The organism is Pseudomonas sp. Pseusp3 (assembly GCF_047304225.1).
GTDB lineage: Bacteria > Pseudomonadota > Gammaproteobacteria > Pseudomonadales > Pseudomonadaceae > Aquipseudomonas > Aquipseudomonas fluorescens_CD.
Genome location: NZ_JBGLYV010000010.1, coordinates 38,769 through 63,127, shown reverse-complemented (window position 1 = coordinate 63,127; position 24,359 = coordinate 38,769). Strand labels below are relative to the sequence as shown.

Sequence of the window (24,359 nt, the reverse complement as noted above, 5' to 3'; positions counted from 1 at the left end):
TTCAGATCGAGTGTGGACTAATCAGGTAAGGACTCTAATCGTTGGAGACAACACCATGATCCTGTCCAGGTTGATCGCCCTCGTTCTCGTGGCCCTTTTGTCTACTGCCACTTTCGCCGCGGCCCTCGGTTCCAGCACCGGCCCGACCAATCCGGTGGAAAAACCCAGGGCGCCTGCCATCCAGAGTGCCCCCGGCATGAACACCGATGGCACCACGATCGACCACAAACTGCCACCGTCTACCGGCACAGATCCACGGGTTCAAGGCAATGATGCAGGACGTCAGGGTGGTACGAGTTTGCCAGGCAGCAAAACACCCAGCAGTGGCGGACTTGGCTCGACCACTAGCGGTGACTCGGTTGATGACGACAGCGACAGCCAATAACTTCCGGTTTGGAACCACAGAACCCTGTGGGAGCGGGCTTGCTCGCGAAAGCGGTGGTTCTGACACATTGATGCCGGATGTGCCAACGCCTTCGCAAGCAAGTCGGATCGCCGCACCGCCGCTCCCACAGGTGTAATGAGTGTCAGCGCTGTTTCAAACGGTCGATCACGACGGCCAGCAGCAAGATCGAACCCCGAATCACATACTGATAAAACGTATCGATGTTCTTCAGGTTCATCGCATTCTCGATGATCGCCAGGATCAACACCCCGGCAATCACGTGCCGGATCATCCCGATCCCGCCACTCAACGACACCCCGCCCAGCACGCAGGCCGAGATTACGGTCAGTTCGAAACCCTGGCCGATCATCGGCTGCCCCGAGGTCATGCGCGACGCCAGGATGACCCCGGCCAACGCGCCGATCACGCCATGCACGGCGAAGATGATGATCTTGGTCCGGTCGACATTCACCCCGGCCAGCAGCGCCGCTTCCTGGTTGCCGCCAATCGCCATGGTGTTGCGCCCGTAGGTGGTGTAGTTCAGCAGCCAGCCGAAAAACAGGAAGCAGACAATGGTGATCAGGATCGGCACCGGCACGCCGAACAACTGGCCGTTACCGAAGACGAAAAACGATTCCTGGGACACACCCACCGCTTTGCCATTGGCAAAGATGTAGGCCAGGCCACGCACGATCTGCATGGTCGCCAACGTGGTGATCAACGCGTTGACCCGTAGTTTGGCAATGACAATGCCGTTGATCAGCCCGACGATCAGCCCCATCACCAGCGCCGCGCAGACACCGAGAAACACGCTGTTGGTGTCGCGCATCACCACCGCCGCGACCACTCCGGCACAGGCGATCACCGAGCCCACCGACAAGTCGAAATGCCCGGACGCCAGGCAATACAACATCGTGCAGGCAGCAATGCCGGTGGTGGAAATCGCCAGGCCCAGGCCACGCATGTTAAGCGGTGAAAGGAAGTTGTCGATCAGCAAGGTGCAGGCGACAAAGATGCCGACGGCTGCCAGCAGCATCACCCAGTCATCGAGGAAGCGCCGCAGGTCCAGCGGTCTGCGCGTGGTCGGCAGGGTATTGTTTTGGGTTGTCATCATAGTCACCTCTCAGTTCGCCACGCCGTCGGCGCGTTGGCGCGGCAAAGCCAGTTGCAGCAGGTTGGATTCGTTGGCCTGGTCGCGGCTCAGTTCGCCACGCAGCGCGCCTTCACAGAGCACCAGGATGCGGTCGGAAATGCCCATGACTTCCATCAAGTCACTGGACACCACGATCACCGCGATCCCCTCTTTCGCCAGGTTATGGATGATCTGGTAGATCTCGGCCTTGGCACCGATGTCGATGCCGCGGGTGGGTTCGTCAAGCAGCAGCACTTTCATCGGCATCGACAGCCAGCGGCCGAGAATGGCCTTCTGCTGATTACCACCGGAAAGAAACTTGATCTGCTGCCCGGCGTGTGGCGTTTTCACCTTGAGCGCCTTGATCTGCCGGTCGGCGTTGTCCTTTTCCCACAAGCCGCGCAACAGGCAGCCGAAGGTGGAATGGGCGCCGCGTGCGCTGATGTTGATGTTCTCGGCGACGCTGGCCAGCGGCAGGATGCCCTCCTTCTTGCGGTCCTCGGGGCACAACAGGATTCCGGCCGCAATGGCGTCCCGGGGTGAATGCAGTTGCAGTTCATGGCCTCGCAGCTCCAGGCGTCCGGCGCTGTTGCGCGCCAGGCCGCTGAGCAGGCGCAGCAGCTCGGTGCGACCGGCGCCAACCAGGCCGAACAGGCCGAGGATTTCGCCTTTGTGCACCTCGAAACTCACCGGCTCGCGTAACCCGGGCCCGAGCAAACCGTCGACCTTGAGCGCCACGGCGCCGCGTTGGCGGGGGCGGTAATCGTAGATGTCCTGGATGTCGCGCCCGACCATGCAGGTGACCAATTGATCGTGGGTCAACTGGCTCATGTCGTCGAACGTGCGCACGTACCGCCCGTCCTTGAACACCGTCACTGCATCACAGATGCGGAACACCTCTTCCATGCGATGAGAGACATAGAGCACCACTTTGCCCTCATCCCGCAGCCGGCCGATGATCGCCATCAAGCGCTCGATCTCCCGTGCCGAAAGGCTGCTGGTGGGTTCGTCGAAGGCAATCACATGGGCGCCACGGGACAACGCCTTGGCAATTTCCACCAGCTGTCGCTGGCCGAGGGACAGGCGCCCGACTTTCTCCTGCGGGTCGATTTCATCGGCCAGGCCTTTGAGACAGGCCAGTGCCTTTTGGCGCAGGGTAGCGCGATTGATCAGGCCGAAACTGGCTGGCAGATGCCCGAGAAACAGGTTCTCCGCCACGCTCATTTCCGGCACCAGATGCAGCTCCTGATGGATCACCGCGACGCCACTGCCGATGCTGTCGGCGGTGGACTTGAAGTCCATCGTCCGCTCGCCGATCTGCAAGGCACCGCTGCTGGGAATGTAGGCCCCGCCGAGGATTTTCAGCAGCGTCGACTTGCCGGCGCCGTTCTCGCCCATCAAGGCATGAACCTGCCCCGGATGGGCGACGAAGCTGATGTTGTCCAGCGCCTTGACCCCGGGAAAGGTCTTGCCGATCCCGTTGAAGCGCAAGCTGCCGCTGTTTTGTCGTGTATTTGTTTGCGCGTGCATAACCCACCTCTTCACACCGATCAGGCAGCCCCGTCGCCGAGGCCGCCACTGAAATCAAACAGCCGTCAGTTCCACAGGCCGATCTTTTCCAGTTCCTGCTTGAAGTTGTCGCGGGTGATCAGTGTCACGTCGTCCATGGCGGTGAATTTCGCCGGTTCAGTGCCGGTGGTGACCCACTCGTACATCATGCTTGCGGTGTTGTAGCCCTCGATGTGCGGGCTCGGCAGCATCGAGCCATAGAAGCCGCTGTGGGGTTTCTTCAGCTCGCCGATGGCGTCGGTACCGTTGATGCCAATGCCGATCACGTTGGCCGCAGCGAAACCGGCGCTCTCGGTGGCACGCACGCCGCCGAGCACGGTGTTGTCGTTCATGCCGCCGATGATCAGGTTCTTCGCCGCACCCGGCAGTTTCACCAGGGCCGAGTTGGTGGCGTCCATGCTACCCGGCACATCGAGGGTTTTCAGGGCCGCGAACAGGATGTGGTCTTTCGGCATGCCGGCGTCCTCCAGTGCCTTGACCGAGCCGTCGGTGCGCTTCTTGCCGGTGTCGAGTTCGTTGTAGGTGTTGATCACCGCATAGGTGTCTTTCCAGTCCCAGCCGCGCTTCTTCGCCTCAGTGGCCATGGCACTGCCCTGCTTCTGGCCGACTTCGAACGCAGCCATACCGAGGTACGGCACGTCTTCCATGAACTTGCCGCTGGCATCGACGAAACGGTCATCGACGGCGATCACTTTCAACCCGTTGAGCTTGGCCTTGGCCATGATCGCCGGGCCGAGGGACACGTCTGGCGGACAGATCACGAACCCCTTGGCGCCATTGGCCGCAAGACTGTCGATTGCAGACAAGGTTTTCTCACCGTCCGGCACGGCGATCTTGATCAGGGTGAAACCCTTCTCTTTCCCGGCCTTTTCGGCAAATGCCCATTCGGTCTGGAACCAGGGCTCCTCCGCTTGCTTGACCAGGAAACCGATTTTCACTTCCTCGGCCGCCAGCAGCGTACTGCTCAGGCTGACCGCCGAGACCGCCAAAGCGGCACAGCACAGGGAACGGATAGCATGACGACGATTCATAAACAGACTCCTTGTTATTGTTCTAGAGCGTTCTTTGAAAGCATTCTTTGTAAACCGTACTACTAATAGTCATATCGTATGATGATTGAATTTCAGGCGTAGCAAGGCGCCCAAAAGCCCGATCACTCAGTCGTGGTACATCACCGAGCGCCCACCATCGATGGTGATGCATGAGGCGTTGATGAAGGGCGCTTCATCACTGGCCAGGAACACGGCAGTCATTGCCACCTCGATCGGCTGCCCGATGCGGCGTGGCGGGTGCAGGTCAAACGCGCGCTGGCGTTCGGCATGGGGGTCGGCGAAACCGTTCCAGTAATCGATGTTGATCTGGGTTTCGATGTAGCCCGGTGCGATGGCATTCACGCGGATGCCCCTGGACGCATATTCGATGCCCAGCGCGCGGGTCAGGCCGAGCAGGCCATGCTTGGCCACCGGGTACGGGAAGCAGCCCGGAATGATGTGGGAGGAATGGGTGGAGGCAATGTTGATGATGCTGCCGATACCCTGCTCGATCATCTGCGGCAACACCGCCTTGCAGCCGTACCACGCACCATCCAGGTCAATGGCAAAGCAGCGGCGCCAGTCTTCCTCGGTCATTTCCAGCGGATCACGGAACACGTTGACCCCGGCGCAGTTGACCAGCACATCGATCCGGCCGTGCAGGTCGATTGCCAGCCTGGCCATGGCCTGCAGATCCTGCTGGCGCGACACGTCGGCCTTGATCGCCACCACATCGGCGCCTTGACCGCGCCAGTATGCCGCGACCTTCTCGACTTTCTCGGCCTGAATGTCGCTGATGATCAGCCTGGCTTGCTGGGATGCAAAGGTCGCCACAATCGCTTCGCCAATGCCCTGGGCGGCACCGGTCAGCAATACGACCTTGTTTTTCAGGCGTTCGCCCTTCGGTGGTTCGGGTACCGGTGGCAATGACAACGGTTCAGCCATGGATCAGGACTCCTGTTCGAAAACACGACGAAAACCGGGCATCTGTCGATGTCCGGTAAAAAGGCGCTGAGTAAGAAACAGGTGGGTGCGAAACCGTTTCAGCTTGAAAACGGTCCGAGGCCTTGTCTCCACAAGGGAGTGCGAGGGAACTTCGCTGCATCACTTCACCTGTTTTGTTTTTTTAAGTGTGAGTGCATGTCACTGGTGAGACCGACTATAAACCCGGCCCGCTTAAAATCTCAATATATATATTTACATCCCATATTATGGGATTTATCCAGCAAAACGCGTGCAATGCTTTCCAGGCACATCCACTGGTATCGACAATACGGCCCCATCCAACGGATGGCCCAGCGGACTTGCCGCGCTGGTGATGTACAGGGTTTTCAGGTCCGCACCGCCGAACACGCAACTGGTGGGACGACTGATCGGCAGCTCGATGATCCGATCGACTTTGCCGTCAGGACTCAACCTGAGCAGGCAGCTACCGTCCCAACGGGCATTCCAGATAAAACCTTCGGCATCCATCGCCGAACCGTCCGGGCCGCCGCGCCCATGTGGGCCAAACCAGGCCTGCGGCGCATCGAGGGCTCCGTCGGTACGGATGAAATGTCGATACAAGGTGCCATCGAGGCTGTCGCCGAAATAAACGCTGGTGCCGTCATCGCTCCACAACAGCGTATTGGGGATGCCCAGCCCTCGGAGCAGCGGCATGACCCAAGCGTCCCGATCAATGCGGAACAGCCCGCCGGAGCGCCGTTCGATGGGCAAGTCTGCGCCCCGCTCGTCGATGTTGTTTTGCATGGTGCCGAGCCAGAGCCGGCCCTGGGCATCGCAGCGGGCTTCGTTGGGGCGGTTGCCCGGTTGCGGATCGGCCACACAGAACAATGTCAGGCGCGGGTCCAGCCCGGGTGAGTCCAGGTCCAGCCGATACACGCCACTGTTCAGTGTCACCAGGGCGTCGCCGCTGACGCAGGGGATGAACGCCGATACATGCTCCGGCATCTGCCAGATCTGCACATTGGCGCCGATCAACCGCAACGCCTGTTTACCGGCAATATCCACCCAATACAGGGCCTGGGTCGGCGCATCCCAGAACGGGCCCTCGCCCAGTTTTGCCCGATGCCCGGTAACCGCCGTGAACGTCATGAAACCTCCTGCAGTGTTCTTGTTTTTATGATGTAGGAGCCAGCTTGCTGGCGATGGTGTGTCAGTCGACCTCGTGCTAGCTGATACACCTTCGCGAGCAAGCTCGCTCCTACAGCAGCTCTTCGTTCTCAGCTGGCTTTTCTATCAGCCATGACTTGCGGGTAGTAACGCTTGATCGCCAGGGCGGCGTTATCGATCAGGGTCATGCAGGCCCAGACACCCCGGGCGGTGTCACGGGCCGCGATTGCCTCGGCCAGGTCCCGGTGAATCGGCAAGGTACGACGCAGTTCATCCGGGTCGGCGGCGGACACTTCAAAGGCCACTGCCAGTAAGGCGCCGAGCGCGGGAACCATCTGTTCTATGAATTGATTGTGGCTGGCAGCGAGGATGCACTCGTGAAAGAACTGGTCGGCGCGATTGTAGTCAATGCCGCTGTCCACCGCCCGTTCCAGCGCGTTGCAGGCCATCAGGATAGCGTCCACTTGCTCGCCCGTTGCGCGCTCGCAAGCCCAGCGCACGGCCATCGGTTCGATGGTGCGACGCAGGTCGAGCAGATCGTCGACGAAGTTTTCCGGCAAGCCGCTGCGCGACAACCAGCCGACGACCTGTGGATCGAAGAGGTTCCAGCGCCGCACCGGCAACACCCGCGTGCCTACTTTCGGACCGACCTCGAGCATGCCTTTGGCAACCAGGGTCTTGATCGCTTCGCGGATCACCGTGCGGCTCACGCCAAGTTGTTCGCCGAGGTCGGCTTCGACCTTGAGCGACTCACCCGGCTTGACCTGCCCCGTGGCGAGCCAGCATCCCAACCAGTCAACCGTCGATGCATGAAAACTGCTGGACATGGACACCTCAAAGCCGTTCGCAATGGAAGCCCACGCTAATCATCATACGATTGGATGTCAATTTGATTCTTTGGAGAAACTCATAAGCCTAATGTGGGAGCGGGCTTGCTCGCGAAGACGGAGTCACATCCGACAAAGATGTCGGCTGACCCGGCGCCTTCGCGAGCAAGTCGAATCGTCGCACCGCCGCTCCCACAGGGTTATGCGTCAGGGCTCAAGACCGATGGGGAAGAACTCGCCGCCACTCCAGACACCGAGCCAGCGCTGGCCGTCGATTTCGCGACTCACCGCCAGCTCCACCAATTGATAGAACACATTGCGGTGAATCAACGCTTCGAGGTTGCTGCGCACATGCACATAGGGAGACGGCTCCTGTGTGTCGGGATCGATCATGACGCGCATTGGATGCTCGACACCGGCCTCAGTGGTTTCATCGACGTTGGTGGTAAAGCGCAACACCTGAGCCTCGCCTTCGCCTTCCACATCCACCGCAATCGCCACGAACGGCGCATCGTCGACCTTGATGCCGACCTTTTCCACCGGAGTGATCAGGAAATAATCATCGCCATCGCGGCGGATGATGGTGGAGAACAGCTTGACCATCGGCTTGCGCCCGATCGGCGTGCCCAGGTAATACCAGGTGCCGTCGCGGGCAATGCGCATATCGATGTCGCCGCAGAAATCGGGATTCCACAGGTGCACCGGCGGCAAGCCTTGGGTCTTGGGGATTTGCCCCAGCAGGTCGTTGGCTTTTTGCGGGCCACTCATGGCGTTCTCCTTGGCATTACTGGTCGCTGATCCCCAGCAGGCTGCGCGCATATTGTTCCAGCGGCGGGCCCATCAGGTCTTCGGGTTTTTTATCGTGGAACGTCAGTAAACCGCCACGACTCTTGATGGTTGCAGTATCAATCAAATACTGGGTGCTGGTCTCGATCAACATGATCTGAATCATACCGCTGTCGATGCCGAGGCGGTCCAGGGCTTCCTGATCCAGCCACTCGTCAGAGTTGCCGATACGGTCGTCAGACTTGGCAAATCGGGTGTAGAGCAGGTAGTGCGCACCGGCGGCACGGGCTTCGCCCATGGCCTGGTCGAGGCCCTCCGGTGTACGGGCCCGGCGGACCATCGGGAAGTATTCGACGAAGCCATCGAATGCGACTTCGGCAATCACGTTGGGCCGTGGGTAAAGGGCGCTGCCCGGCGGCATGAAAGCGCCTTGGGCGATATAGACGAACGAGTCCGGCTGAATGCGCAGGTTGTTTACGCGACGGCTGTCGCTGTGATCGAGCAACCCCGCATCGCTCATATGGTAACGAGTCCCTTCGGCCATATCGCTGACGTTCATGCAGCCACCAAGTGCCAAAACGGCCAGCAGCAAAACCAGGCTACGCATCCTATCCTCCAGAGGCCAGTGTCGGAAAACCGGCGAATGGCCGTAGGATGCAGCTTTTGCGCCAGCTCATGAGCATTGTTGGCTTATCTATAGCCATCGCGAGCAAGCTCGCTCCTACACGGAGCGTGGCTTGCCCGCGATGAGGCCGGTTCAACCGCCGATGATTTTCATGACAGTCGCGCCACCAGAGAACGCCACTTCCTGCTTGTCGCCCAAGGCTTTCACCAGAAGGCGTTGCAAGGCCGGCAGCGCCTGGTGACGGGGCTTGTCCAGCAGGTCGCCGATGTAATGGCGATTGCTCGACGACAGGCAGCCATGCAGCCACCCGGTGGAGGACAGACGAAGTCGCGAGCAGGTGCGGCAGAAAGGCACGCTTTCGTTGGCGATCACGCCGAAATGACCCTGGCCGGGAATTTCATAGCGAACGGCCGTCGCATCGATCGGGGCATCGGCCTGCAGATATTCGTAGCGCTCGCCGATCAGGCTCAGCAGTTGCTGGAGGCTGACGAACTGTTGCAGAAAAGCATTGGAATCGTTGGCCAGGTGGCCCATGCGCATCAGTTCGATGAAGCGCAATTCATAACCGCGCTCCAGACAGTAGTCGAGCAACGGCATCACTTGATCGAGGTTCTGCCCGCGCAGCGGTACCATGTTGACCTTGATCTTCATGCCGGCCGCACTGGCCTCGCTCATGCCGTTGAGCACGGTGGCCAAGTCGCCGCCCCTGGCAATGCCGCGGAACGCACTGGCGTCGAGGGTATCGAGGGAGACGTTGAGGCGCCGAATGCCGGCGTCCACCAGCAGCGGCAGTTTCTTCGCCAGCAACTGACCATTGGTGGTCAGGCTGATGTCTTCCAGGCCCATCTTCCCGACCGCCGTCATGAACGCCTCGAGTTTCGGGCTGACCAGCGGCTCGCCGCCGGTAATGCGCAGACGCTCGATCCCCGCCGCTTCAATCAGGTAAGCCACACCGCGCGCCATGGCTTCGGCCGACAATTCATCCTGCGCAGCCACCAGCCGCTTGCCGTTGGGCACGCAGTAGGTGCAGGCGTAATTGCAGGCAGAGGTCAGACTGATTCGCAAGTTGCGAAAACGCCTGCCTTGACGGTCAACGATCATGGTCACTCCGGCGGAAGAATATCGGGCCGCTAAAACTTGACTCAGAAATCAAGTTTTAGCAAGTCCTCTACCTGAGTATATTCCTGCGGTACCGCGCCAAGTAGCGAAATCATGGCGCAATAAGGCAACTGAATGGCTCAGCTGCTCGGAGTGTCGGTGTCGCGCTTGCGCTTGTTGCCCATGCGCACGCCGATGTCCATGAGGAACTGGAAGAAACCTTCCTGGTCTTCCAGCACGTTGCTCCAGAACGGCGAGTGATACAGCGCGACGGCACCGTGCACCAGCGCCCAGGACGCGCAGTAATGGAAGTACGGTGGCACGTCTTCAAGCTTGCCTTCGCTGATCCGGCCCTTGATCAGCAAGGTCAGGCGTTCGAAGTTCGAGGCACGGATCTTGTGCAGCTCCTCGATCATCTCCGGTACCTGGTTGCCCTTGACCACTTTCTCTTCGAGGCGGTCGAACAGGCGATAGCGTTGAGGATCGCGCATGCGGAATTCGAAGTACGCACGGGACAGGGCTTCCTTGTCCTTGTCGACATCGGCCGAATGCAGCAATTCGTTCAAATCGCGCTCGTAGTCGAGCATCAGGCGCAGATAGATTTCCGCCTTGGATTTGAAGTGCTTGTAGATCGTGCCTTTGCCGATACCGACGGCATCAGCAATCATCTCGACGGTGACACTGTCTTCACCTTGTTCGAGGAACAGCTTGAGCGCGGTATCGAGAATTTCCTGCTCGCGGCGACGAAACTCACGGACCTTACGAGGTTCTTTATGCATAAGAAAAGGTCTGTCGGGTCAAAATTCGAAGCCGCGTATTATGCCTAACTTGCGCAAAAATGCACGGATCATCCGACCATATCTGTGCTTTCTGGTCATTCCGCGCACGTTTACAGCCTGATGAGAACGCTTCCGAAGCGCACGTATTCCAAATTTGTTTAAAAACCCGTGCCACCAAACTGGACTAGGCGCAATCCTGATCAATACTTGAAATGTCGGCGGGGCATCTCCCCCAAGTGTCACGCTGATATTGGTACCAACGGACCGCGTGCCATTGTTTTACTCCTAATGGTCTTAACCCGGATTCACCCCCCAGAACCCGGGTTTTTTTTGCCTGCGATTTAACCTTTTACGTGTGCCAGCGGGAACAGCCGCTTGAAATTGGCCGTGGTCTGCTCGGCAAACCGCTCGTAGGATTCACCGCGCAACATTGCCAGGAATTCCGCTACTTCACGCACGTACTGCGGCAGGTTTGGCTTGCCCCGATAGGGAATCGGCGCCAGGTATGGCGAGTCGGTTTCCACCAGCAGTCGGTCGGCCGGCACCTTGCTGGCCACATCGCGCAACGCATCGGCATTGCGGAAAGTGACAATTCCGGACAGGGAAATGTAATAGCCCATGTCCAGCGCGGCCTTCGCCATTTCCCAGTCTTCGGTAAAGCAGTGCAATACGCCAGCCTGGGGCAGCGCCGCCTCACGCAGCAAGTCCAGGGTATCGGTGCGGGCCCCACGGGTGTGGATGATCACCGGCTTGCCGGTCTGCTGCGCCGCCTGCAGGTGCAGGCGAAAGGATTCCTGCTGCAACTGCGCCGCTTCCGGCTCGTAATGGTAATCGAGGCCGGTTTCGCCGATGGCGACCACACGCGGGTGATTGAGCTCCTGCAACAGCCAGTCCAGCGCTGGCGCGGCACCCGGCTGCACATCCAGAGGGTGCACGCCCACCGAGCAGTCGACGTCTTCATAACGTTCGGCCAGGGCCTTGACGTCGGCCGCGTTGTCCGCGCTGACACCGATACACAGAAAGTGCCCTACCCCGCGTTGCCGGGCAGCCTCCAGGGCAGCATCCAGGGAGCCGTCGTGGGCGGCCAGGTCGAGACGATCAAGGTGACAATGGGAATCTACGAGCATAAAGGGCTGCAACTTACATCGAATGGGTGGGACGGTCGGGTGTTCTGATAATCAGAGTCTAGGCGCAGGCAGTCATCTTTGGGCAGGCAACGACGCCCATTGCACCAGCAATGCCTCCAGCAGCAGGGCTGGATTGAGGTTGGCCTTGCTCAAGACTTTCTGGCGCTGAGCGAGGATCCAGTCCTGAATATCGAGGACTTTGCCCTGGGCGCTTTTCTGCGCCAGGTATTGCACGACTTTGCGCATGTCGGCCAGGCCGAGGCCGGCTTCGTCCTGGGTCAACTGATAGCGCAGGATCAGGTTCGACCAATCGCAGAACCAGTCGAACAGGCGCAGCATCGGAATGTTTTTCCATTCCTCTGCCAGTAGCGTTGGCGACTGCTGTTGCTTGAGGAGTTTCTTCACCCCTTCGACCACTTGCGTGCGCTGTTCACGCACGCCCTGGGCCTGAAGGTTGACCGCCGCCAGTGGCGAACCGGCGGCCAGCGTCAGCAGTTCGACGCGCTCTTCTTCGGAACACTCCGGCAACGCCTGAGCCAGCCACTTCAAGCTCATGGCCTCGCCCGGCAGCGGACAGGCCTGCTGAACGCAACGACTCTTGATGGTTGGCAACAAACGGCTCGGCTGATGACTGACCAGCAACAGAACCGTATCGCCGGACGGTTCTTCAAGGCTCTTGAGCAAGGCATTGGCGGCGTTGATGTTCATCGACTCGACCGGCTCGATCAGCACCACTTTGCGACCGCCCAACTGCGCAGTCTGCACCACGAAACTGACCAGATCGCGAACCTGATCGACCTTGATCGCCTTGTCGGCTTCTTCCGGCTCCAGGATGTAGTTATCCGGGTGGCTGCCAGCCTTGAGCAACAGGCAGGATTTACATTCGCCGCAGGCGTCCAGCGCGATCGGGCGCTGGCACAGCAGGCTGGCCATCAGGCGCTCGGCCAGTGCCCGCTTGCCGATCCCGGCCGGGCCATGCAGCAGGTAGGCGTGCGCATGCTGGGCGCGACCCGCCAGGTGCTGCCAAAGGGTTTCCTGCCACGGATAGGCCTCAGCCACGGCTCAACTCCAGCAGGCGCGGCAACAAGGCATCCAGCGATTGCTGAACCTGTGCCAAAGGTTGGGCAGCATCGACCAGCACATAACGCGCCGGATCCGCCTCGGCCCGCTTGAGGAAGGCATTGCGCACGGCATCGAAAAAGGCCCGGCCTTCGAGCTCGAAGCGATCCAGGCGACCGCGAGCACTGGCGCGGGCCAATCCCACCTCGACTGGCAGATCGAAAATCAGCGTGAGGTCCGGGCGCAGATCGCCTTGAACGAAGGTTTCCAGGGTCGCAATGCGCTCCAGCGACAAGCCGCGACCACCGCCCTGGTAGGCGTATGTCGAATCGGTAAAACGATCACACAAGACCACGGCACCGCGGGCCAGCGCCGGGCGAATCACTTCAGCCAGGTGCTGGGCACGCGCGGCGAACACCAACAGCAGTTCCGTATCCGGGTTCATGACTTCGGCGACGGGGGCCAACAGAACATCACGGATGCGCTCGGCCAATGGCGTGCCGCCCGGCTCGCGGGTCAGCAACACCTCGATGCCGGCAGCGCGCAAGCGCTCGGCCAGGTATTCGCGATTGGTGCTCTTGCCGGCGCCTTCCGGGCCTTCCAGAGTAATAAACAAGCCAGTCACAGGCAGTCCTTAGTCAGAGTCATTGCGGGCTTTTCGGTGCGCTGGCATCGAGGACCGGCGTTTCAGGGGCCGGCGCAGGATCTTGCGACGGCACCTGCGGCAGCGCCTCGGGGGCCGTGTTCGGTGAAGCCGCCGGGATCGGCACCTGCTCTTGCGAAGCCTGCGCCTCCTGCGTTCCGGCTTGTTCAGCCTGGTTTGGCGGTGTCTCTGACACGGAAACGGGCGCCGGGCTGGAGCGGTAATCGGCGCGACGCTTGAGCTGGAACTCCTTCACTGCATTGTTGTGGGCATCCAGGTCATCGGAGAACACGTGAGTGCCGTCACCGCGCGCCACAAAGTAAAGGCTGTTGCCCTCCACCGGATTCAGTGCCGCATGGATGGCTTCGCGACCGACCATCGAAATCGGCGTCGGTGGCAGGCCCGCATTCATATAGGTGTTATAGGGCGTCGCTTCCTTGAGGTGAGCCCGGGTCAGCTTGCCGCTGTAGCGGTCGCCGAGGCCGTAGATCACCGTCGGGTCGGTCTGCAGCAGCATGCCTATCGCCATGCGCCGGACAAACACACCGGCAATCTGCCCACGCTCCTGCGGTACGCCGGTTTCCTTCTCGACCAGCGAGGCCATGATCAGCGCTTGATAGGGTTCGGTGTACGGCGCATCCGCGGCGCGCTGCTCCCATTCCTTGGCGAGCACTTCGTCGAGGCGGTCGTAAGCGGTTTTCAGCAGCTCGATGTCGGACATGCCGCGCACGTAACGATAGGTGTCAGGGAAGAAGCGCCCTTCCGGAAAAATCCCGGTGTGACCGAGCTTGTCCATGACCTGGCTATCGCTCAAACCATTGAGGCTGTGATCGAGCTTCTCTTCCTTGGCCAGCGCTGCGCGGACCTGACGGAAATTCCAGCCTTCGACCAGGGTCAGGCTGTACTGAACCATTTCCCCGCGTTTCCACAGGTCGATCAGGCCTTCGACGGTCATGCCCGGTTGCATGCGATATTCGCCGCTGTGCAGGGGTTGTTTGGCGAGATTGAAGCGCCAATACACGCGTAGCCAGAATGCGTCCTTGATGACGCCATTGGCTTCGAGTCGGTAGAAGGTGCGAGTCGGTGTGGTGCCCTTGGGCACATTCAGCAATTGTTCCTGGGCAATGTTCAGCGGCTGTACCAGCGCCGAATGAATTTTCCAGGCTGAAGCACCCAACAGCAGCCCTGCCAGAACCAGTCCGGTTTCCAGCAGCAGCAAGAATTTACGTCTCACGTATCAAGCATCCAGTAGTGCATGGGCAATGGATTGAAGTTTACGGGTGAGCGGCCCAACCGGCCAGCTCAGTGCTGCATAGGCACGCACCGGCCAAACGCCATATACGCTGTTGCAAACAAAGACTTCGTCAGCCCATTGCAGCTGCTCAAGAGGAATATCGGTGATTTGCGTGGGGATTCCCAGCGACTTGGCCTGAAACAATACTTCGGCACGCATTACGCCGGCCACGCCGCAGCGCTTGAGGTCAGCGGTGACGAGTACACCGTCACGCACCAGGAACAAATTGCTGAACACGCCTTCAATCACGCGCCCGGCCTGATCGAGCATCAAGCCTTCGGCATGCTCGGCGTCCTGCCATTCGGCACGGGCGAGGACTTGTTCAAGGCGATTGAGGTGCTTGAGGCCGGCAAGTAACGGCTGTCTGGACAATCGCGTGGCGCAAGGGAACAAACGAACACCCTGCTCACCATGCGCGGCAGGGTAAGCCGCAGGTGGATTGCCTTGCAGAATGCGTCGGGCCTGAGCCGAAGGATCGGGGGCATAACCGCGCAGACCGTCACCACGGGTGAGGATCAGCTTGAGCACACCATCACCCAGTGCTGCGGCGTAGGCCAGCAGTTCGCTGCGGATCAGCTCATGCCCGGCTGTTATTGCCAGGCGCGAACAGCCTTCCGCCAGACGCGCCAGATGCCGGTCCAGCAACACTGGCTGCCCGTTGCGCACGGCGATGGTCTCAAACAGACCATCGCCGTAAGCCAGGCCGCGATCCTTCAGCGACAAAGCGTCAGCCGGCTGACCGTCGACCCAGCTGTCCATCAGCCTGCGAACCGGCGGAACACCAGCGAGCCGTTGGTGCCGCCAAAACCGAATGAGTTGGAAACGACCACATCGATATCCATGTTGCGCGCCGTGTGCGGCACGAAATCGAGGTCGCAGCCTTCGTCCGGCTCATCAAGGTTGATGGTCGGCGGCGCTACCTGACTGTTGATTGCCAGCACGCTGAAGATCGCCTCGACTGCGCCCGCCGCACCCAGCAGGTGACCGGTCATGGACTTGGTGGAGCTGATCGCCAGCTTGTAGGCGTGATCGCCGAACACCGACTTGATCGCATTGACTTCGGCCAGGTCGCCAGCGGGAGTCGAGGTGCCATGGGCGTTGATGTACTGCACTTGATCGCCATTGATTTTGGCGTCGCGCAGCGCATTGGTGATGCAGCGCGCAGCACCCGCGCCATCTGCAGGCGGCGAGGTCATGTGGTAGGCATCGCCACTGGTGCCGAAACCGATCAGCTCGGCGTAGATGGTCGCACCGCGGGCCTTGGCGTGCTCGAGTTCTTCGAGCACCAGCGCACCGGCGCCATTGGACAATACGAAGCCATCGCGGCCCTTGTCCCATGGACGGCTGGCGCGGGTCGGCTCGTCGTTGCGGGTCGACAGTGCGCGCGAGGCACCGAAGCCGCCCATACCCAGGCCGCAGGCCGCCATCTCGGCGCCACCGGCAATCATCACGTCGGCTTCGTCGTACATGATGTTGCGGGCTGCCATGCCAATGCAGTGGGTACCGGTGGTACAGGCCGTGGCGATGGCGTAGTTAGGTCCCTGTGCCCCCAGGTGGATCGACAGGAAACCGGAAATCATATTGATGATCGAGCCCGGCACGAAAAACGGGGAAATCCGCCGTGGGCCGGTCTCATGCAGGGTGCGGCTGGTCTCTTCGATATTGGTCAGTCCGCCAATACCCGACCCCATGGCCACGCCGATGCGCTCACGGTTGGCGTCGGTGACTTCCAGGCCGGCGTTGCGTACCGCCTGAAAACCTGCGGCCAGACCGTATTGAATGAACAGGTCGAGCTTGCGGGCTTCCTTGAGCGACAGGTACTCCTCGACATTGAAGCCCTTTACCGAGCCGCCAAAACGGGTGGAATAGGCAGAAAGGTCGGTGTGTTCGATCAGACCAATGCCACTGCGGCCAGCCAGAATGCCCTGCCAGCTGCTCGGCACATCCGTGCCCAGTGGCGACAACATACCCATACCGGTGACTACGACGCGTCTACGCGACACAGCACTCTCCTTTTTCAAATGACGACTTTGCATCAGGCCTAAAGAAAAAACCGCACGCCATGATGGCAGTGCGGTTTTTCCATGACAGCGAGCAACGATTACAAACTATTACGCCTGGTGGCTAGTAACGTAGTCGATTGCAGCTTGTACAGTAGTGATCTTCTCGGCTTCTTCGTCAGGGATTTCGGTCTCGAATTCCTCTTCCAGAGCCATCACCAGCTCAACGGTGTCAAGGGAGTCGGCACCCAGGTCTTCTACGAAGGAAGCAGTGTTGACCACTTCTTCTTCTTTAACGCCCAGTTGCTCAGCAACGATTTTCTTGACGCGCTCTTCGATGGTGCTCATACCTTGTTTTCACTCCTAATGGACAAATTCAGGCAGCTGGCCAGTGGGTAAGTGTATAGAAAGGCTTTTCAGCTTTTCAACTGAAAGCTTCACTCCTCAAACCCGGTGACCCTATGCCTATAAAATAGATTGCAGCTTTATAACGGATTTTAGACAGCTCGTATGACATTTTTTTGAAGCAATCCGTCACATTTGAATTACATGTACATCCCGCCGTTCACCGGGATTGTAGCTCCGGTAACGTAAGCCGCACCGTCCGACGCAAGAAAAGCGACCACGGACGCGATCTCTTGAGCCTGCCCCAGACGACCCAGCGGAATCTGCGTCTGCAAGGCTTCACGCTGCGCCTCGGGCAATTCACGAGTCATATCGGTATCGATGAACCCTGGGGCCACCGAGTTTACCGTAATCGAACGCGAACCGACTTCACGCGCCAGTGCACGGCTGAAACCTTCCAGGCCGGCCTTGGCGGCAGCGTAGTTTACTTGGCCTGCGTTGCCCATGGCACCCACAACCGAACCAATACTGATAATTCGGCCCCAACGGGCTTTGGTCATGCCACGCAAAACGCCCTTGGACAGGCGGAACAGACTGTTCAGATTGGTATCGACAACGTCGTGCCACTCGTCGTCTTTCATGCGCATCATCAGGTTATCGCGGGTGATACCGGCATTATTGACCAGGATCGCCGGCGCACCGAACTGCTCCTGAATGCTCGCCAGGACTGCCGCCACGGACTCGTCGCTGGTGACATTGAGTTCCAGGCCGGTGCCCTGAATACCATTTTCCTTCAGGGTGGCGGCAATGCGTTCAGCACCCGACGCGGAGGTCGCAGTACCGATAACGATGGCGCCTTGACGACCCAGTTCCAGGGCGATGGCCTGGCCGATGCCACGGCTCGCACCAGTGACCAGTGCAACTTTACCTTGCAGACTCATGCAAGCTTCTCCTGAGTTCAGGCCAACGCTGCGCGGGCGGCAGCGAAAGCGTCTGGGGTATTGAGGTTGGATGTCGACACGCCTTCGGCGCAACGCTTGTTCAGACCGGCGAGCACTTTACCCGGGCCGCATTCGACCAGATTGGTCGCGCCCCTGGCTGCCAGCGCCTGCACGGATTCGACCCAGCGTACCGGCTTGTACAGCTGCTCGAGCAGATCGCGCTTGAGGGTTTCCAGATCGGCCGGCACTTCGGCACTGACGTTCTGGACCACAGGAATCTGCGGTGCCTGCCAGTCGATTGCCGCGATCGATTCGGCGAAACGCTCGGCAGCCGGACGCATCAGTTCACAGTGCGATGGCACGCTCACCGGCAGCGGCATGGCGCGCTTGGCGCCACGGGCCTTGCAGCCTTCGATGGCGCGATCAACCGCAGCCTTGGCGCCGGCAATCACTACCTGGCCCGGGGAGTTGAAGTTGACGGCGCTGACCACTTCGCCCTGCGCCGCTTCGGCACAGGCAGCCAGCACATCGGCATCTTCCAGACCGAGGATGGCAGCCATGCCACCCTGTCCGGCCGGCACCGCTTCCTGCATCAATTGGCCGCGGCGCTCAACGAGCTTCACCGCGTCTGCCAGCGTCAGGCTACCGGCAGCAACCAGCGCGCTGTATTCGCCCAGGCTGTGCCCGGCAACGTAAGCCGGACGCGCACCGCCTTCCGCCAGCCACAAACGCCACAAGGCGATCGAAGCGGTCAGAATGGCCGGCTGGGTTTTATCGGTTTGATTGAGTTGCTCTTCCGGCCCTTGCTGGGTCAGTGCCCACAGGTCGTAACCCAGTGCTTCGGAAGCTTCTTTGAAGGTTTCGAGGATCAGCGGATGTTGCGCGCCCAGCTCGGCCAGCATGCCGAGGGACTGCGAACCCTGTCCTGGAAAGACGAATGCGAGGGAAGCAGACATGTAACAAGCCCCTAATGATCTTGTCGTCGGAGAATGACGCCCCGCTTGGGGACGCAAGAAACTGACAGTTGGATGGCCCTTTGAACCGGGCAGTCACATTTAAGCATTGTCCGACGAAAACGCCTAAGACAACAAATCCTCCAGACGGCCATGGAGGCGCTCAGGCAAGTTCTCCTGAATCTCTATCAACGCGCGTTGAATTGCACTCTGGAAGCCCTGAACCCCGGCCGAACCGTGACTTTTCACCACGATGCCCTGCAAGCCGAGGAAGCTTGCGCCATTATGTCGCGCCGGCGCCAGATCGGCCTGCAAGCGTTTCATCAAAGGCAGCGCCAAGGCACCGACAGCGCGGGAAGCGAGGCTTTTCCTGAACAAGGCTTCGATGCGCGCGGCAATCATGGTCGCGAGACCTTCGCTGGACTTGAGCAGGATATTACCGACAAAGCCATCGCAGACCACCACGTCCGCCTCACCGCGATACAAACCATCACCTTCGATGAAGCCGATGTAGTTGATACCTCGGGCGGCTTGCAGCAACGTCGCAGCCAGCTTGACCTGCTGATTCCCCTTGATGTCTTCGGTACCGATGTTCAGCAGCGCTACCCGTGGACGGGTGATACCCAGGGTCTCGGCCGCAACCGAGCCCATGACCGCAAACTGCAACAGGTGCTCGGCACTGCAATCGACGTTGGCACCCAAGTCAAGCAGTTGGCAGTAACCCTTTTGTGTCGGAATCGCCGCCACCATGGCCGGGCGGTCAATACCCGGCAGGGTTTTGAGTACGAACCGCGACAACGCCATCAGCGCACCGGTATTGCCGGCACTGACGCAGGCCTGGACCTTGCCGTCACGCAGCAGCTCAAGGGCCACGCGCATCGACGAGTCCGGCTTGCCACGCAAGGCCTGGGCAGGTTTTTCGTCCATGGTGATGACTTCACTCGCCGGAGCAATCGACAGGCGCGCGCGATCCACAGCCGAATGGCCAGCGATCAATTCTTCAAGAAGGGAGGGTTGACCGACGAGGGTCAGGTACAGCGAGGGCGTGGCAGACAGGCAAGCAAGGCTGGCCTGGACAATGCTGCGGGGACCGAAGTCCCCGCCCATTGCGTCAATCGCGATGACTTGAGCGGACAAGTGATTACTCGTCAGCGCCCTTGTCGATCACTTTACGGCCACGGTATACGCCTTCTGGCGATACGTGGTGACGCAGGTGAACTTCACCGGTGGTTTTTTCTACAGACAGGGTGCTAGCCTCGAGAGCGTCGTGCGAACGGCGCATGTCACGGGCAGAGCGGGATTTTTTGTTCTGCTGAACAGCCATAATTGATTAACTCCTAAACGTTTGGGTCACGCTTTAACTGCGCCAATACACTGAACGGGTTGGACCGCGTTACCTCGTCCTCGCTCGGTTCGGGCTCATCTGCTCCCGCCGGCTGCTGGCATTCTTCCGGATGATGAGCAGGCACAATGGGCAAGGCGAGCAGAAGCTCCTCCTCGATCAGTGACTGCAGATCCAAAGGATCTTCGCCCAGTTCCAGCACGTCATAACCTTTCGGCAACGACTGGGTATTCGCACCCTCCTTCACCACAGCGTAACTGCATTCGCTATGGATCGGCAGGGTGACCAGCTCAAGACAACGCTGGCAAACCATTTTGACTTCAGTGTCGATAAAGCTGTGGATGACCACAGATTTACGTTCATCTCGTTCAAAAACGAATTTAGCCTGCACCGTACCGACATTGTCGGAAAGCGGGTCGCAGAGTCTCTCCAAATCGGCCAGCAGCATTTCACCTTGAAGGGTGGTGCCACGATCAGCCAATTTGCGCGGGTCAACGTGAGGTGGAATCGGGTCATTCAACATAGGCGCAGCATTATAGGGATGCACCCGCCCATGTCAAAGGAAATTCAGCCCTGTCCGTCACTTGGAAGCCTCGCTAGAATTCGCACCTGCCTTCTGGAGATGCGCATGCTGCCTTTATTACTCGCTTCCGGCTCGGTCTATCGCCGGGAATTATTGACTCGCCTGCAGCTGCCTTTCACGTGCAGCTCGCCGGATATCGACGAAAGCCATCGTCCCGGCGAATCGGCCATGGAACTGGTCAAGCGCCTCGCCGAAGAGAAAGCGCGCGCCCTGGCCGACAGCCATACCGCTCATCTGATAATCGGCTCCGACCAGGTCGCAGTGTTGGCAGACCGGATAATCGGCAAGCCCCACACGTTCGAAAGAGCCCGCGAGCAATTGCTGGCCTCCAGCGGTGCCAGCGTGACGTTTCTGACCGGTCTGGCCCTGCTCAACAGCCAGACCGGGCACTGTCAGGTCGACTGCGTGCCGTTCACCGTACACATGCGCACACTCGACACGCCCCGCATCGAACGCTACCTGCGCGCCGAGCAACCCTATGACTGCGCAGGCAGCTTCAAGGCCGAAGGCCTGGGGGTCAGCCTGTTTCGCAGCACCGAGGGACCCGACGCCACCAGCCTGATCGGCCTGCCGCTGATTCGCCTGATCGATATGTTGCTGGCCGAAGGCGTACAAATCCCCTGAGTCCAAATATTAAAAAACCGGCCTCGCAGGCCGGTTTTTCATGTCACTCCACAATCAGCGCAACGACGGACCGTTGAACCCCATCCACATCGCCAAATGCTCAGCCACGCTGGCACCGAGCTTTTTCGAGAAGCGATCGAATGCCGACTCCTGAACGGTAAAGTCCACCAGTTCTTTCTCGCCGATCACATCCCGCGCAACCGAACTGGCATTACCCAGCCCATCGATCAATCCCAGTGGCAGCGCCTGCTCGCCGGACCAGACCAGACCAGAGAAAAGCTCCGGATGCTCTTTGTCCTTCAGGCGATCGCCCCGCCCCTGCTTGACGCTATTGATGAACTGCTTGTGGGTCGTATCGAGCACACCCTGCCAGAAGGCGGTTTCTTCCGGCTTTTGTGGCTGGAACGGATCGAGGAACGACTTGTGCTCGCCAGAGGTATAAGTGCGACGCTCGACACCCAGCTTCTCCATGGTGCCGACAAAGCCATAACCGGCTGCCGTCACACCGATGGAACCGACCAGGCTGGCCTTGTCGGCATAGATCTGATCCGCCGCACTGGCGATGTAGTAGGCACCGGAAGCCCCCAGGTCGGAAATGACCGCATACAGCCTGGTATCCGGATGCAGGCCGCGTAGACGCTTGATCTCGTCATAGACATAACCCGACTGCACCGGACTGCCGCCAGGACTATTGATCCGCAGGATGACACCCTTGACCTTCTCGTCCTCGAAAGCCGCGCGCAGGCTGCCAACGATATTGTCTGCACTGGCCGGCTCCTTGTCGGCAATCATGCCCGTCACATCGATCAGCGCCGTGTAATGGGCACTGCGGGTGGCGGCTTTTTCCACATCCATCAGCGGCGAAAACAGAACAATAGCGCCGAACAGATACACAAAAGTCAGAAGCTTGAAGAATATGCCCCAGCGACGGGACCGACGCTGCTCCTGCACGCCAGCCAGCAGCGTCTTCTCCAGCAGCGCCCAGCTTTTGTCGTCACCGCTCTCTGCGCTCGCCTTGGCGGGCGCTTTCCATTCGTCGGTCATGCCATCCACCCCAAAAACAACCGGTTAAGCCTGCTGACTCAGCCAGGCATGCAATTCTGAAAAGCGGTCGATGGCCAGTCGCGGCTCATATAACTTCAACGCATCGATCGTTTGAGCACCATAGCTGACTGCCACCGAGTCCATACCGGCGTTGCGCGCCATCTGCAAATCAAAGGACGAATCACCGACCATCAACGCCTGTTCCGGGCGAACCTCGCAATGCGCGAGAATCTGCTCGAGCATCAACGGATGAGGCTTGCTGGCGGTCTCGTCAGCGGCACGGGTGATATCGAAGTAATTCTCCCAGCCATGGGACTTCAACACCCGGTCCAGCCCGCGACGGGCCTTGCCGGTCGCCACAGCCAGATGATAACCCTCGGCACGGAATGCCTCGAGCGACTCGACCACACCCTCGAACAACGGTGAAGGCACAGCCTCCGACGCAATGTAATGTTCGGCATAATGCTCGCGGAACGCGATCAGTTCGGTGTCGCCAATCTCGGGGTACAGGGTGCGGATCGCTTCCGGCAAGCCCAGCCCGATAATACCTTTGACGGCAAAATCATCGCGCTGTTCAAACCCGGAACGCTGCGAGGCAACGTGCATTGCCTCGACAATCCGACCGATGGAATCGGCCAGCGTCCCGTCCCAATCGAAGATCAGCAGTTTGTAATCAGATGGGCGCACTCAATCGCTCCACGGTTTTGGCCCACATCTCGTCGACCGGTGCCTGCAACTTCAGCTCGCCACCGTCAGGCAGCGGCACAGTCAGCATGTAGGCGTGCAGGAACAGGCGCTTGCCGCCCAGATCGCGGATTTCCTTGCTGAAACCTTCGTCGCCATACTTGGTGTCGCCAGCGATGCAATGCCCGGCGTGCAAGGTATGGACGCGGATCTGGTGAGTCCGACCGGTAATCGGCTTGGCTTCGATCAGGGTGGCAAAGTCGCCGAAGCGGCGCAGGACCTTGAACACGGTCACGGACTCCTTCCCCTCCTCCTCGTCGACCTCGACCATGCGTTCGCCGGAGCGCAGATTGCTCTTGCCCAGCGACGCACGGACTTGCTTGATCGAGCTCGCCCAGTTACCGCGGACCAGCGCCATGTAGCGTTTGTCGACGCCATCACCGCGCAACGCGGTATGCAAGTGGCGCAACATGCTGCGCTTCTTGGCGATCATCAACAGGCCGGACGTATCACGGTCGAGACGGTGAACCAGCTCGAGCTCCTTGCAATCGGGGCGCAACTGACGAAAGGCTTCGATCACACCGAAAGTCAGCCCGCTGCCGCCGTGCACCGCAATGCCCGCAGGCTTGTTGATCACGATCAGCGCCTTGTCTTCGAAGACAATCGAGGCTTCGAGTCGCTGCAGCAGGCCTTGTGCCAGTGGCACCGGCTCGTCGCGTTCAGGCACGCGCACCGGCGGCACGCGCACGATATCGCCCGTCTGCAGCTTGTACTCGGGCTTGATCCGACCTTTGTTCACGCGCACTTCGCCCTTGCGCAAAATGCGGTAAATCAAGGTCTTGGGCACGCCTTTGAGTCGGGCGAGAAGGAAATTATCAATGCGTTGGCCGGCATATTCCGGCGAGACCTCAAGCAGTTGTACGCCTGGAGTCGGGGGGGTAGTCGTCGTCATGGCGCGGATGATAACAATTTTTTATGGAATTGAAGCACTTAATCATTGCTGCTATAGTCGCGAACGTCGCCAAAAGCGGCCTGGACAGCGGACCAACGGTCAAAAACCGGCCCTGACCAACGCAATTCACCAGGACGCGAGGCCGTCCTACGGGGCTTTCGCTACGTAACGGTGGAGTTTGCAGGTGTAACGAGCGCAGGTGACATGAGGCCTGAATCACGCCACAAAGCAGAGTTTTCCACTCGTTTTGCGAGCCATATTCACGGCCAGTTCACAAAGTGCAGTCAGCTGCGAATGACCCCGAGCGAAGGCATCGGAAACAACGCCTAAATTAGCCATGATGCGTGACCTCCCCTTTCGGAGCTCACGGTAAATGCCAACCCGCTGCGGATTCTGCGCGCGGCAGCACCCGAATTATCAGGGA

At 59.7% G+C, this 24,359-nt stretch carries 27 protein-coding genes; 2 read left to right on the top strand and 25 right to left on the bottom strand.

The window, feature by feature from the left end:
* The first annotated feature begins 55 nt into the window (after positions 1-55).
* A complete protein-coding gene (locus ACCD00_RS05695) occupies positions 56-385 on the top strand; it encodes a hypothetical protein (RefSeq protein ID WP_413422689.1) in 330 nt (109 codons plus the stop codon).
* Positions 386-527: 142 nt separating this feature from the next.
* Here the strand turns inward: ACCD00_RS05695 and araH are convergent, their stop codons facing one another.
* The 22 genes from araH to ACCD00_RS05585 form a co-directional block, all read right to left on the bottom strand.
* The gene (araH, locus tag ACCD00_RS05690; protein ID WP_413422687.1) at positions 528-1,496 is read right to left on the bottom strand and encodes an L-arabinose ABC transporter permease AraH; all 969 of its coding nucleotides are present in this window, start codon (positions 1,494-1,496) and stop codon (positions 528-530) included.
* 12 nt (positions 1,497-1,508) lie between these two features.
* Positions 1,509-3,047 (bottom strand): L-arabinose ABC transporter ATP-binding protein AraG, encoded by a 1,539-nt coding sequence (araG, locus tag ACCD00_RS05685; RefSeq protein ID WP_413422685.1) that lies wholly within the window; start codon positions 3,045-3,047, stop codon positions 1,509-1,511.
* A 65-nt stretch (positions 3,048-3,112) separates the two neighbouring features.
* Positions 3,113-4,117, bottom strand: coding sequence for a substrate-binding domain-containing protein (locus tag ACCD00_RS05680; protein WP_413422683.1), 1,005 nt, complete (start codon positions 4,115-4,117; stop codon positions 3,113-3,115).
* A 126-nt stretch (positions 4,118-4,243) separates the two neighbouring features.
* Positions 4,244-5,062, bottom strand: coding sequence for an SDR family oxidoreductase (locus ACCD00_RS05675; protein WP_413422681.1), 819 nt, complete (start codon positions 5,060-5,062; stop codon positions 4,244-4,246).
* A 273-nt stretch (positions 5,063-5,335) separates the two neighbouring features.
* A complete protein-coding gene (locus ACCD00_RS05670; protein WP_413422679.1) occupies positions 5,336-6,211 on the bottom strand; it encodes an SMP-30/gluconolactonase/LRE family protein in 876 nt (291 codons plus the stop codon).
* 128 nt (positions 6,212-6,339) lie between these two features.
* Positions 6,340-7,056, bottom strand: a complete 717-nt coding sequence (locus tag ACCD00_RS05665; protein WP_413422677.1) for a FadR/GntR family transcriptional regulator — start codon at positions 7,054-7,056, stop codon at positions 6,340-6,342.
* Between the two features lie 207 nt (positions 7,057-7,263).
* On the bottom strand, positions 7,264-7,824 hold the full coding sequence (locus ACCD00_RS05660; protein WP_413422675.1) for a DUF1285 domain-containing protein: 561 nt from the start codon (positions 7,822-7,824) through the stop codon (positions 7,264-7,266).
* 16 nt (positions 7,825-7,840) lie between these two features.
* Entirely contained in the window at positions 7,841-8,449 is a 609-nt protein-coding gene (locus ACCD00_RS05655) for a DUF4823 domain-containing protein (protein ID WP_413422673.1), read from the bottom strand.
* A 150-nt stretch (positions 8,450-8,599) separates the two neighbouring features.
* A complete protein-coding gene (locus tag ACCD00_RS05650; protein ID WP_413422671.1) occupies positions 8,600-9,568 on the bottom strand; it encodes a GTP 3',8-cyclase MoaA in 969 nt (322 codons plus the stop codon).
* A 137-nt stretch (positions 9,569-9,705) separates the two neighbouring features.
* Positions 9,706-10,344, bottom strand: coding sequence for a TetR/AcrR family transcriptional regulator (locus ACCD00_RS05645; RefSeq protein ID WP_034149949.1), 639 nt, complete (start codon positions 10,342-10,344; stop codon positions 9,706-9,708).
* Positions 10,345-10,685: 341 nt separating this feature from the next.
* The gene (locus tag ACCD00_RS05640; protein WP_413422668.1) at positions 10,686-11,471 is read right to left on the bottom strand and encodes a TatD family hydrolase; all 786 of its coding nucleotides are present in this window, start codon (positions 11,469-11,471) and stop codon (positions 10,686-10,688) included.
* A gap of 72 nt (positions 11,472-11,543) precedes the next feature.
* Positions 11,544-12,530, bottom strand: coding sequence for a DNA polymerase III subunit delta' (locus ACCD00_RS05635; RefSeq protein ID WP_413422666.1), 987 nt, complete (start codon positions 12,528-12,530; stop codon positions 11,544-11,546).
* Positions 12,523-13,155, bottom strand: a complete 633-nt coding sequence (gene tmk / locus ACCD00_RS05630) for a dTMP kinase (RefSeq protein WP_413422664.1) — start codon at positions 13,153-13,155, stop codon at positions 12,523-12,525. Before tmk ends, ACCD00_RS05635 begins: the two co-directional genes overlap by 8 nt.
* 19 nt (positions 13,156-13,174) lie before the next feature.
* Positions 13,175-14,407 (bottom strand): endolytic transglycosylase MltG, encoded by a 1,233-nt coding sequence (gene mltG / locus ACCD00_RS05625; protein ID WP_413422662.1) that lies wholly within the window; start codon positions 14,405-14,407, stop codon positions 13,175-13,177.
* 3 nt (positions 14,408-14,410) lie between these two features.
* Positions 14,411-15,226 carry an aminodeoxychorismate lyase gene (gene pabC, locus ACCD00_RS05620; RefSeq protein WP_413422660.1) on the bottom strand — a complete coding sequence of 272 codons (816 nt, stop codon included), beginning with the start codon at positions 15,224-15,226 and terminating at the stop codon, positions 14,411-14,413.
* Positions 15,226-16,470, bottom strand: coding sequence for a beta-ketoacyl-ACP synthase II (fabF, locus tag ACCD00_RS05615; protein ID WP_413422658.1), 1,245 nt, complete (start codon positions 16,468-16,470; stop codon positions 15,226-15,228). Before fabF ends, pabC begins: the two co-directional genes overlap by 1 nt.
* A gap of 108 nt (positions 16,471-16,578) precedes the next feature.
* Complete coding sequence (gene acpP, locus ACCD00_RS05610; RefSeq protein WP_003175607.1) at positions 16,579-16,815, bottom strand: acyl carrier protein; 237 nt, start codon at positions 16,813-16,815, stop codon at positions 16,579-16,581.
* Positions 16,816-17,012: 197 nt separating this feature from the next.
* Positions 17,013-17,753 (bottom strand): 3-oxoacyl-ACP reductase FabG, encoded by a 741-nt coding sequence (gene fabG, locus ACCD00_RS05605; protein ID WP_008016438.1) that lies wholly within the window; start codon positions 17,751-17,753, stop codon positions 17,013-17,015.
* A 17-nt stretch (positions 17,754-17,770) separates the two neighbouring features.
* Positions 17,771-18,709, bottom strand: a complete 939-nt coding sequence (gene fabD / locus ACCD00_RS05600; protein WP_413422655.1) for an ACP S-malonyltransferase — start codon at positions 18,707-18,709, stop codon at positions 17,771-17,773.
* 123 nt (positions 18,710-18,832) lie between these two features.
* A complete protein-coding gene (gene plsX / locus ACCD00_RS05595; protein ID WP_413422653.1) occupies positions 18,833-19,843 on the bottom strand; it encodes a phosphate acyltransferase PlsX in 1,011 nt (336 codons plus the stop codon).
* A 4-nt stretch (positions 19,844-19,847) separates the two neighbouring features.
* Positions 19,848-20,030 (bottom strand): 50S ribosomal protein L32, encoded by a 183-nt coding sequence (gene rpmF, locus ACCD00_RS05590; RefSeq protein WP_003179396.1) that lies wholly within the window; start codon positions 20,028-20,030, stop codon positions 19,848-19,850.
* A gap of 13 nt (positions 20,031-20,043) precedes the next feature.
* Positions 20,044-20,571, bottom strand: coding sequence for a YceD family protein (locus tag ACCD00_RS05585; protein ID WP_007942001.1), 528 nt, complete (start codon positions 20,569-20,571; stop codon positions 20,044-20,046).
* Positions 20,572-20,676: 105 nt separating this feature from the next.
* Between ACCD00_RS05585 and ACCD00_RS05580 the strand changes: the two genes are divergently transcribed.
* Positions 20,677-21,255 (top strand): Maf family protein, encoded by a 579-nt coding sequence (locus ACCD00_RS05580; RefSeq protein WP_413422651.1) that lies wholly within the window; start codon positions 20,677-20,679, stop codon positions 21,253-21,255.
* 54 nt (positions 21,256-21,309) lie between these two features.
* On the opposite strand, the gene ACCD00_RS05575 is transcribed toward ACCD00_RS05580, so the two are convergent.
* Genes ACCD00_RS05575 through rluC form a run of 3 tightly spaced genes read right to left on the bottom strand, consistent with a single transcriptional unit; the run spans position 21,310 to position 23,935 of the window.
* Positions 21,310-22,299, bottom strand: coding sequence for a S49 family peptidase (locus ACCD00_RS05575; protein ID WP_413422649.1), 990 nt, complete (start codon positions 22,297-22,299; stop codon positions 21,310-21,312).
* 24 nt (positions 22,300-22,323) lie between these two features.
* Positions 22,324-22,986 carry an HAD-IA family hydrolase gene (locus ACCD00_RS05570; RefSeq protein WP_413422647.1) on the bottom strand — a complete coding sequence of 221 codons (663 nt, stop codon included), beginning with the start codon at positions 22,984-22,986 and terminating at the stop codon, positions 22,324-22,326.
* Positions 22,973-23,935 (bottom strand): 23S rRNA pseudouridine(955/2504/2580) synthase RluC, encoded by a 963-nt coding sequence (gene rluC / locus ACCD00_RS05565; protein ID WP_413422645.1) that lies wholly within the window; start codon positions 23,933-23,935, stop codon positions 22,973-22,975. Before rluC ends, ACCD00_RS05570 begins: the two co-directional genes overlap by 14 nt.
* Positions 23,936-24,359 lie beyond the last annotated feature (424 nt).

Bases quoted from the DNA above. Each gene is read 5' to 3' on its own strand.
- ACCD00_RS05695 (WP_413422689.1), top strand. From the start codon at position 56: ATGATCCTGTCCAGGTTGATCGCCCTCGTTCTCGTGGCCCTTTTGTCT.
- araH (WP_413422687.1), bottom strand. From the start codon at position 1,496: ATGACAACCCAAAACAATACCCTGCCGACCACGCGCAGACCGCTGGAC.
- araG (WP_413422685.1), bottom strand. From the start codon at position 3,047: ATGCACGCGCAAACAAATACACGACAAAACAGCGGCAGCTTGCGCTTC.
- ACCD00_RS05680 (WP_413422683.1), bottom strand. From the start codon at position 4,117: ATGAATCGTCGTCATGCTATCCGTTCCCTGTGCTGTGCCGCTTTGGCG.
- ACCD00_RS05675 (WP_413422681.1), bottom strand. From the start codon at position 5,062: ATGGCTGAACCGTTGTCATTGCCACCGGTACCCGAACCACCGAAGGGC.
- ACCD00_RS05670 (WP_413422679.1), bottom strand. From the start codon at position 6,211: ATGACGTTCACGGCGGTTACCGGGCATCGGGCAAAACTGGGCGAGGGC.
- ACCD00_RS05665 (WP_413422677.1), bottom strand. From the start codon at position 7,056: ATGTCCAGCAGTTTTCATGCATCGACGGTTGACTGGTTGGGATGCTGG.
- ACCD00_RS05660 (WP_413422675.1), bottom strand. From the start codon at position 7,824: ATGAGTGGCCCGCAAAAAGCCAACGACCTGCTGGGGCAAATCCCCAAG.
- ACCD00_RS05655 (WP_413422673.1), bottom strand. From the start codon at position 8,449: ATGCGTAGCCTGGTTTTGCTGCTGGCCGTTTTGGCACTTGGTGGCTGC.
- ACCD00_RS05650 (WP_413422671.1), bottom strand. From the start codon at position 9,568: ATGATCGTTGACCGTCAAGGCAGGCGTTTTCGCAACTTGCGAATCAGT.
- ACCD00_RS05645 (WP_034149949.1), bottom strand. From the start codon at position 10,344: ATGCATAAAGAACCTCGTAAGGTCCGTGAGTTTCGTCGCCGCGAGCAG.
- ACCD00_RS05640 (WP_413422668.1), bottom strand. From the start codon at position 11,471: ATGCTCGTAGATTCCCATTGTCACCTTGATCGTCTCGACCTGGCCGCC.
- pabC (WP_413422660.1), bottom strand. From the start codon at position 15,226: ATGGACAGCTGGGTCGACGGTCAGCCGGCTGACGCTTTGTCGCTGAAG.
- acpP (WP_003175607.1), bottom strand. From the start codon at position 16,815: ATGAGCACCATCGAAGAGCGCGTCAAGAAAATCGTTGCTGAGCAACTG.
- fabG (WP_008016438.1), bottom strand. From the start codon at position 17,753: ATGAGTCTGCAAGGTAAAGTTGCACTGGTCACTGGTGCGAGCCGTGGC.
- fabD (WP_413422655.1), bottom strand. From the start codon at position 18,709: ATGTCTGCTTCCCTCGCATTCGTCTTTCCAGGACAGGGTTCGCAGTCC.
- rpmF (WP_003179396.1), bottom strand. From the start codon at position 20,030: ATGGCTGTTCAGCAGAACAAAAAATCCCGCTCTGCCCGTGACATGCGC.
- ACCD00_RS05585 (WP_007942001.1), bottom strand. From the start codon at position 20,571: ATGTTGAATGACCCGATTCCACCTCACGTTGACCCGCGCAAATTGGCT.
- ACCD00_RS05580 (WP_413422651.1), top strand. From the start codon at position 20,677: ATGCTGCCTTTATTACTCGCTTCCGGCTCGGTCTATCGCCGGGAATTA.
- ACCD00_RS05575 (WP_413422649.1), bottom strand. From the start codon at position 22,299: ATGACCGACGAATGGAAAGCGCCCGCCAAGGCGAGCGCAGAGAGCGGT.
- rluC (WP_413422645.1), bottom strand. From the start codon at position 23,935: ATGACGACGACTACCCCCCCGACTCCAGGCGTACAACTGCTTGAGGTC.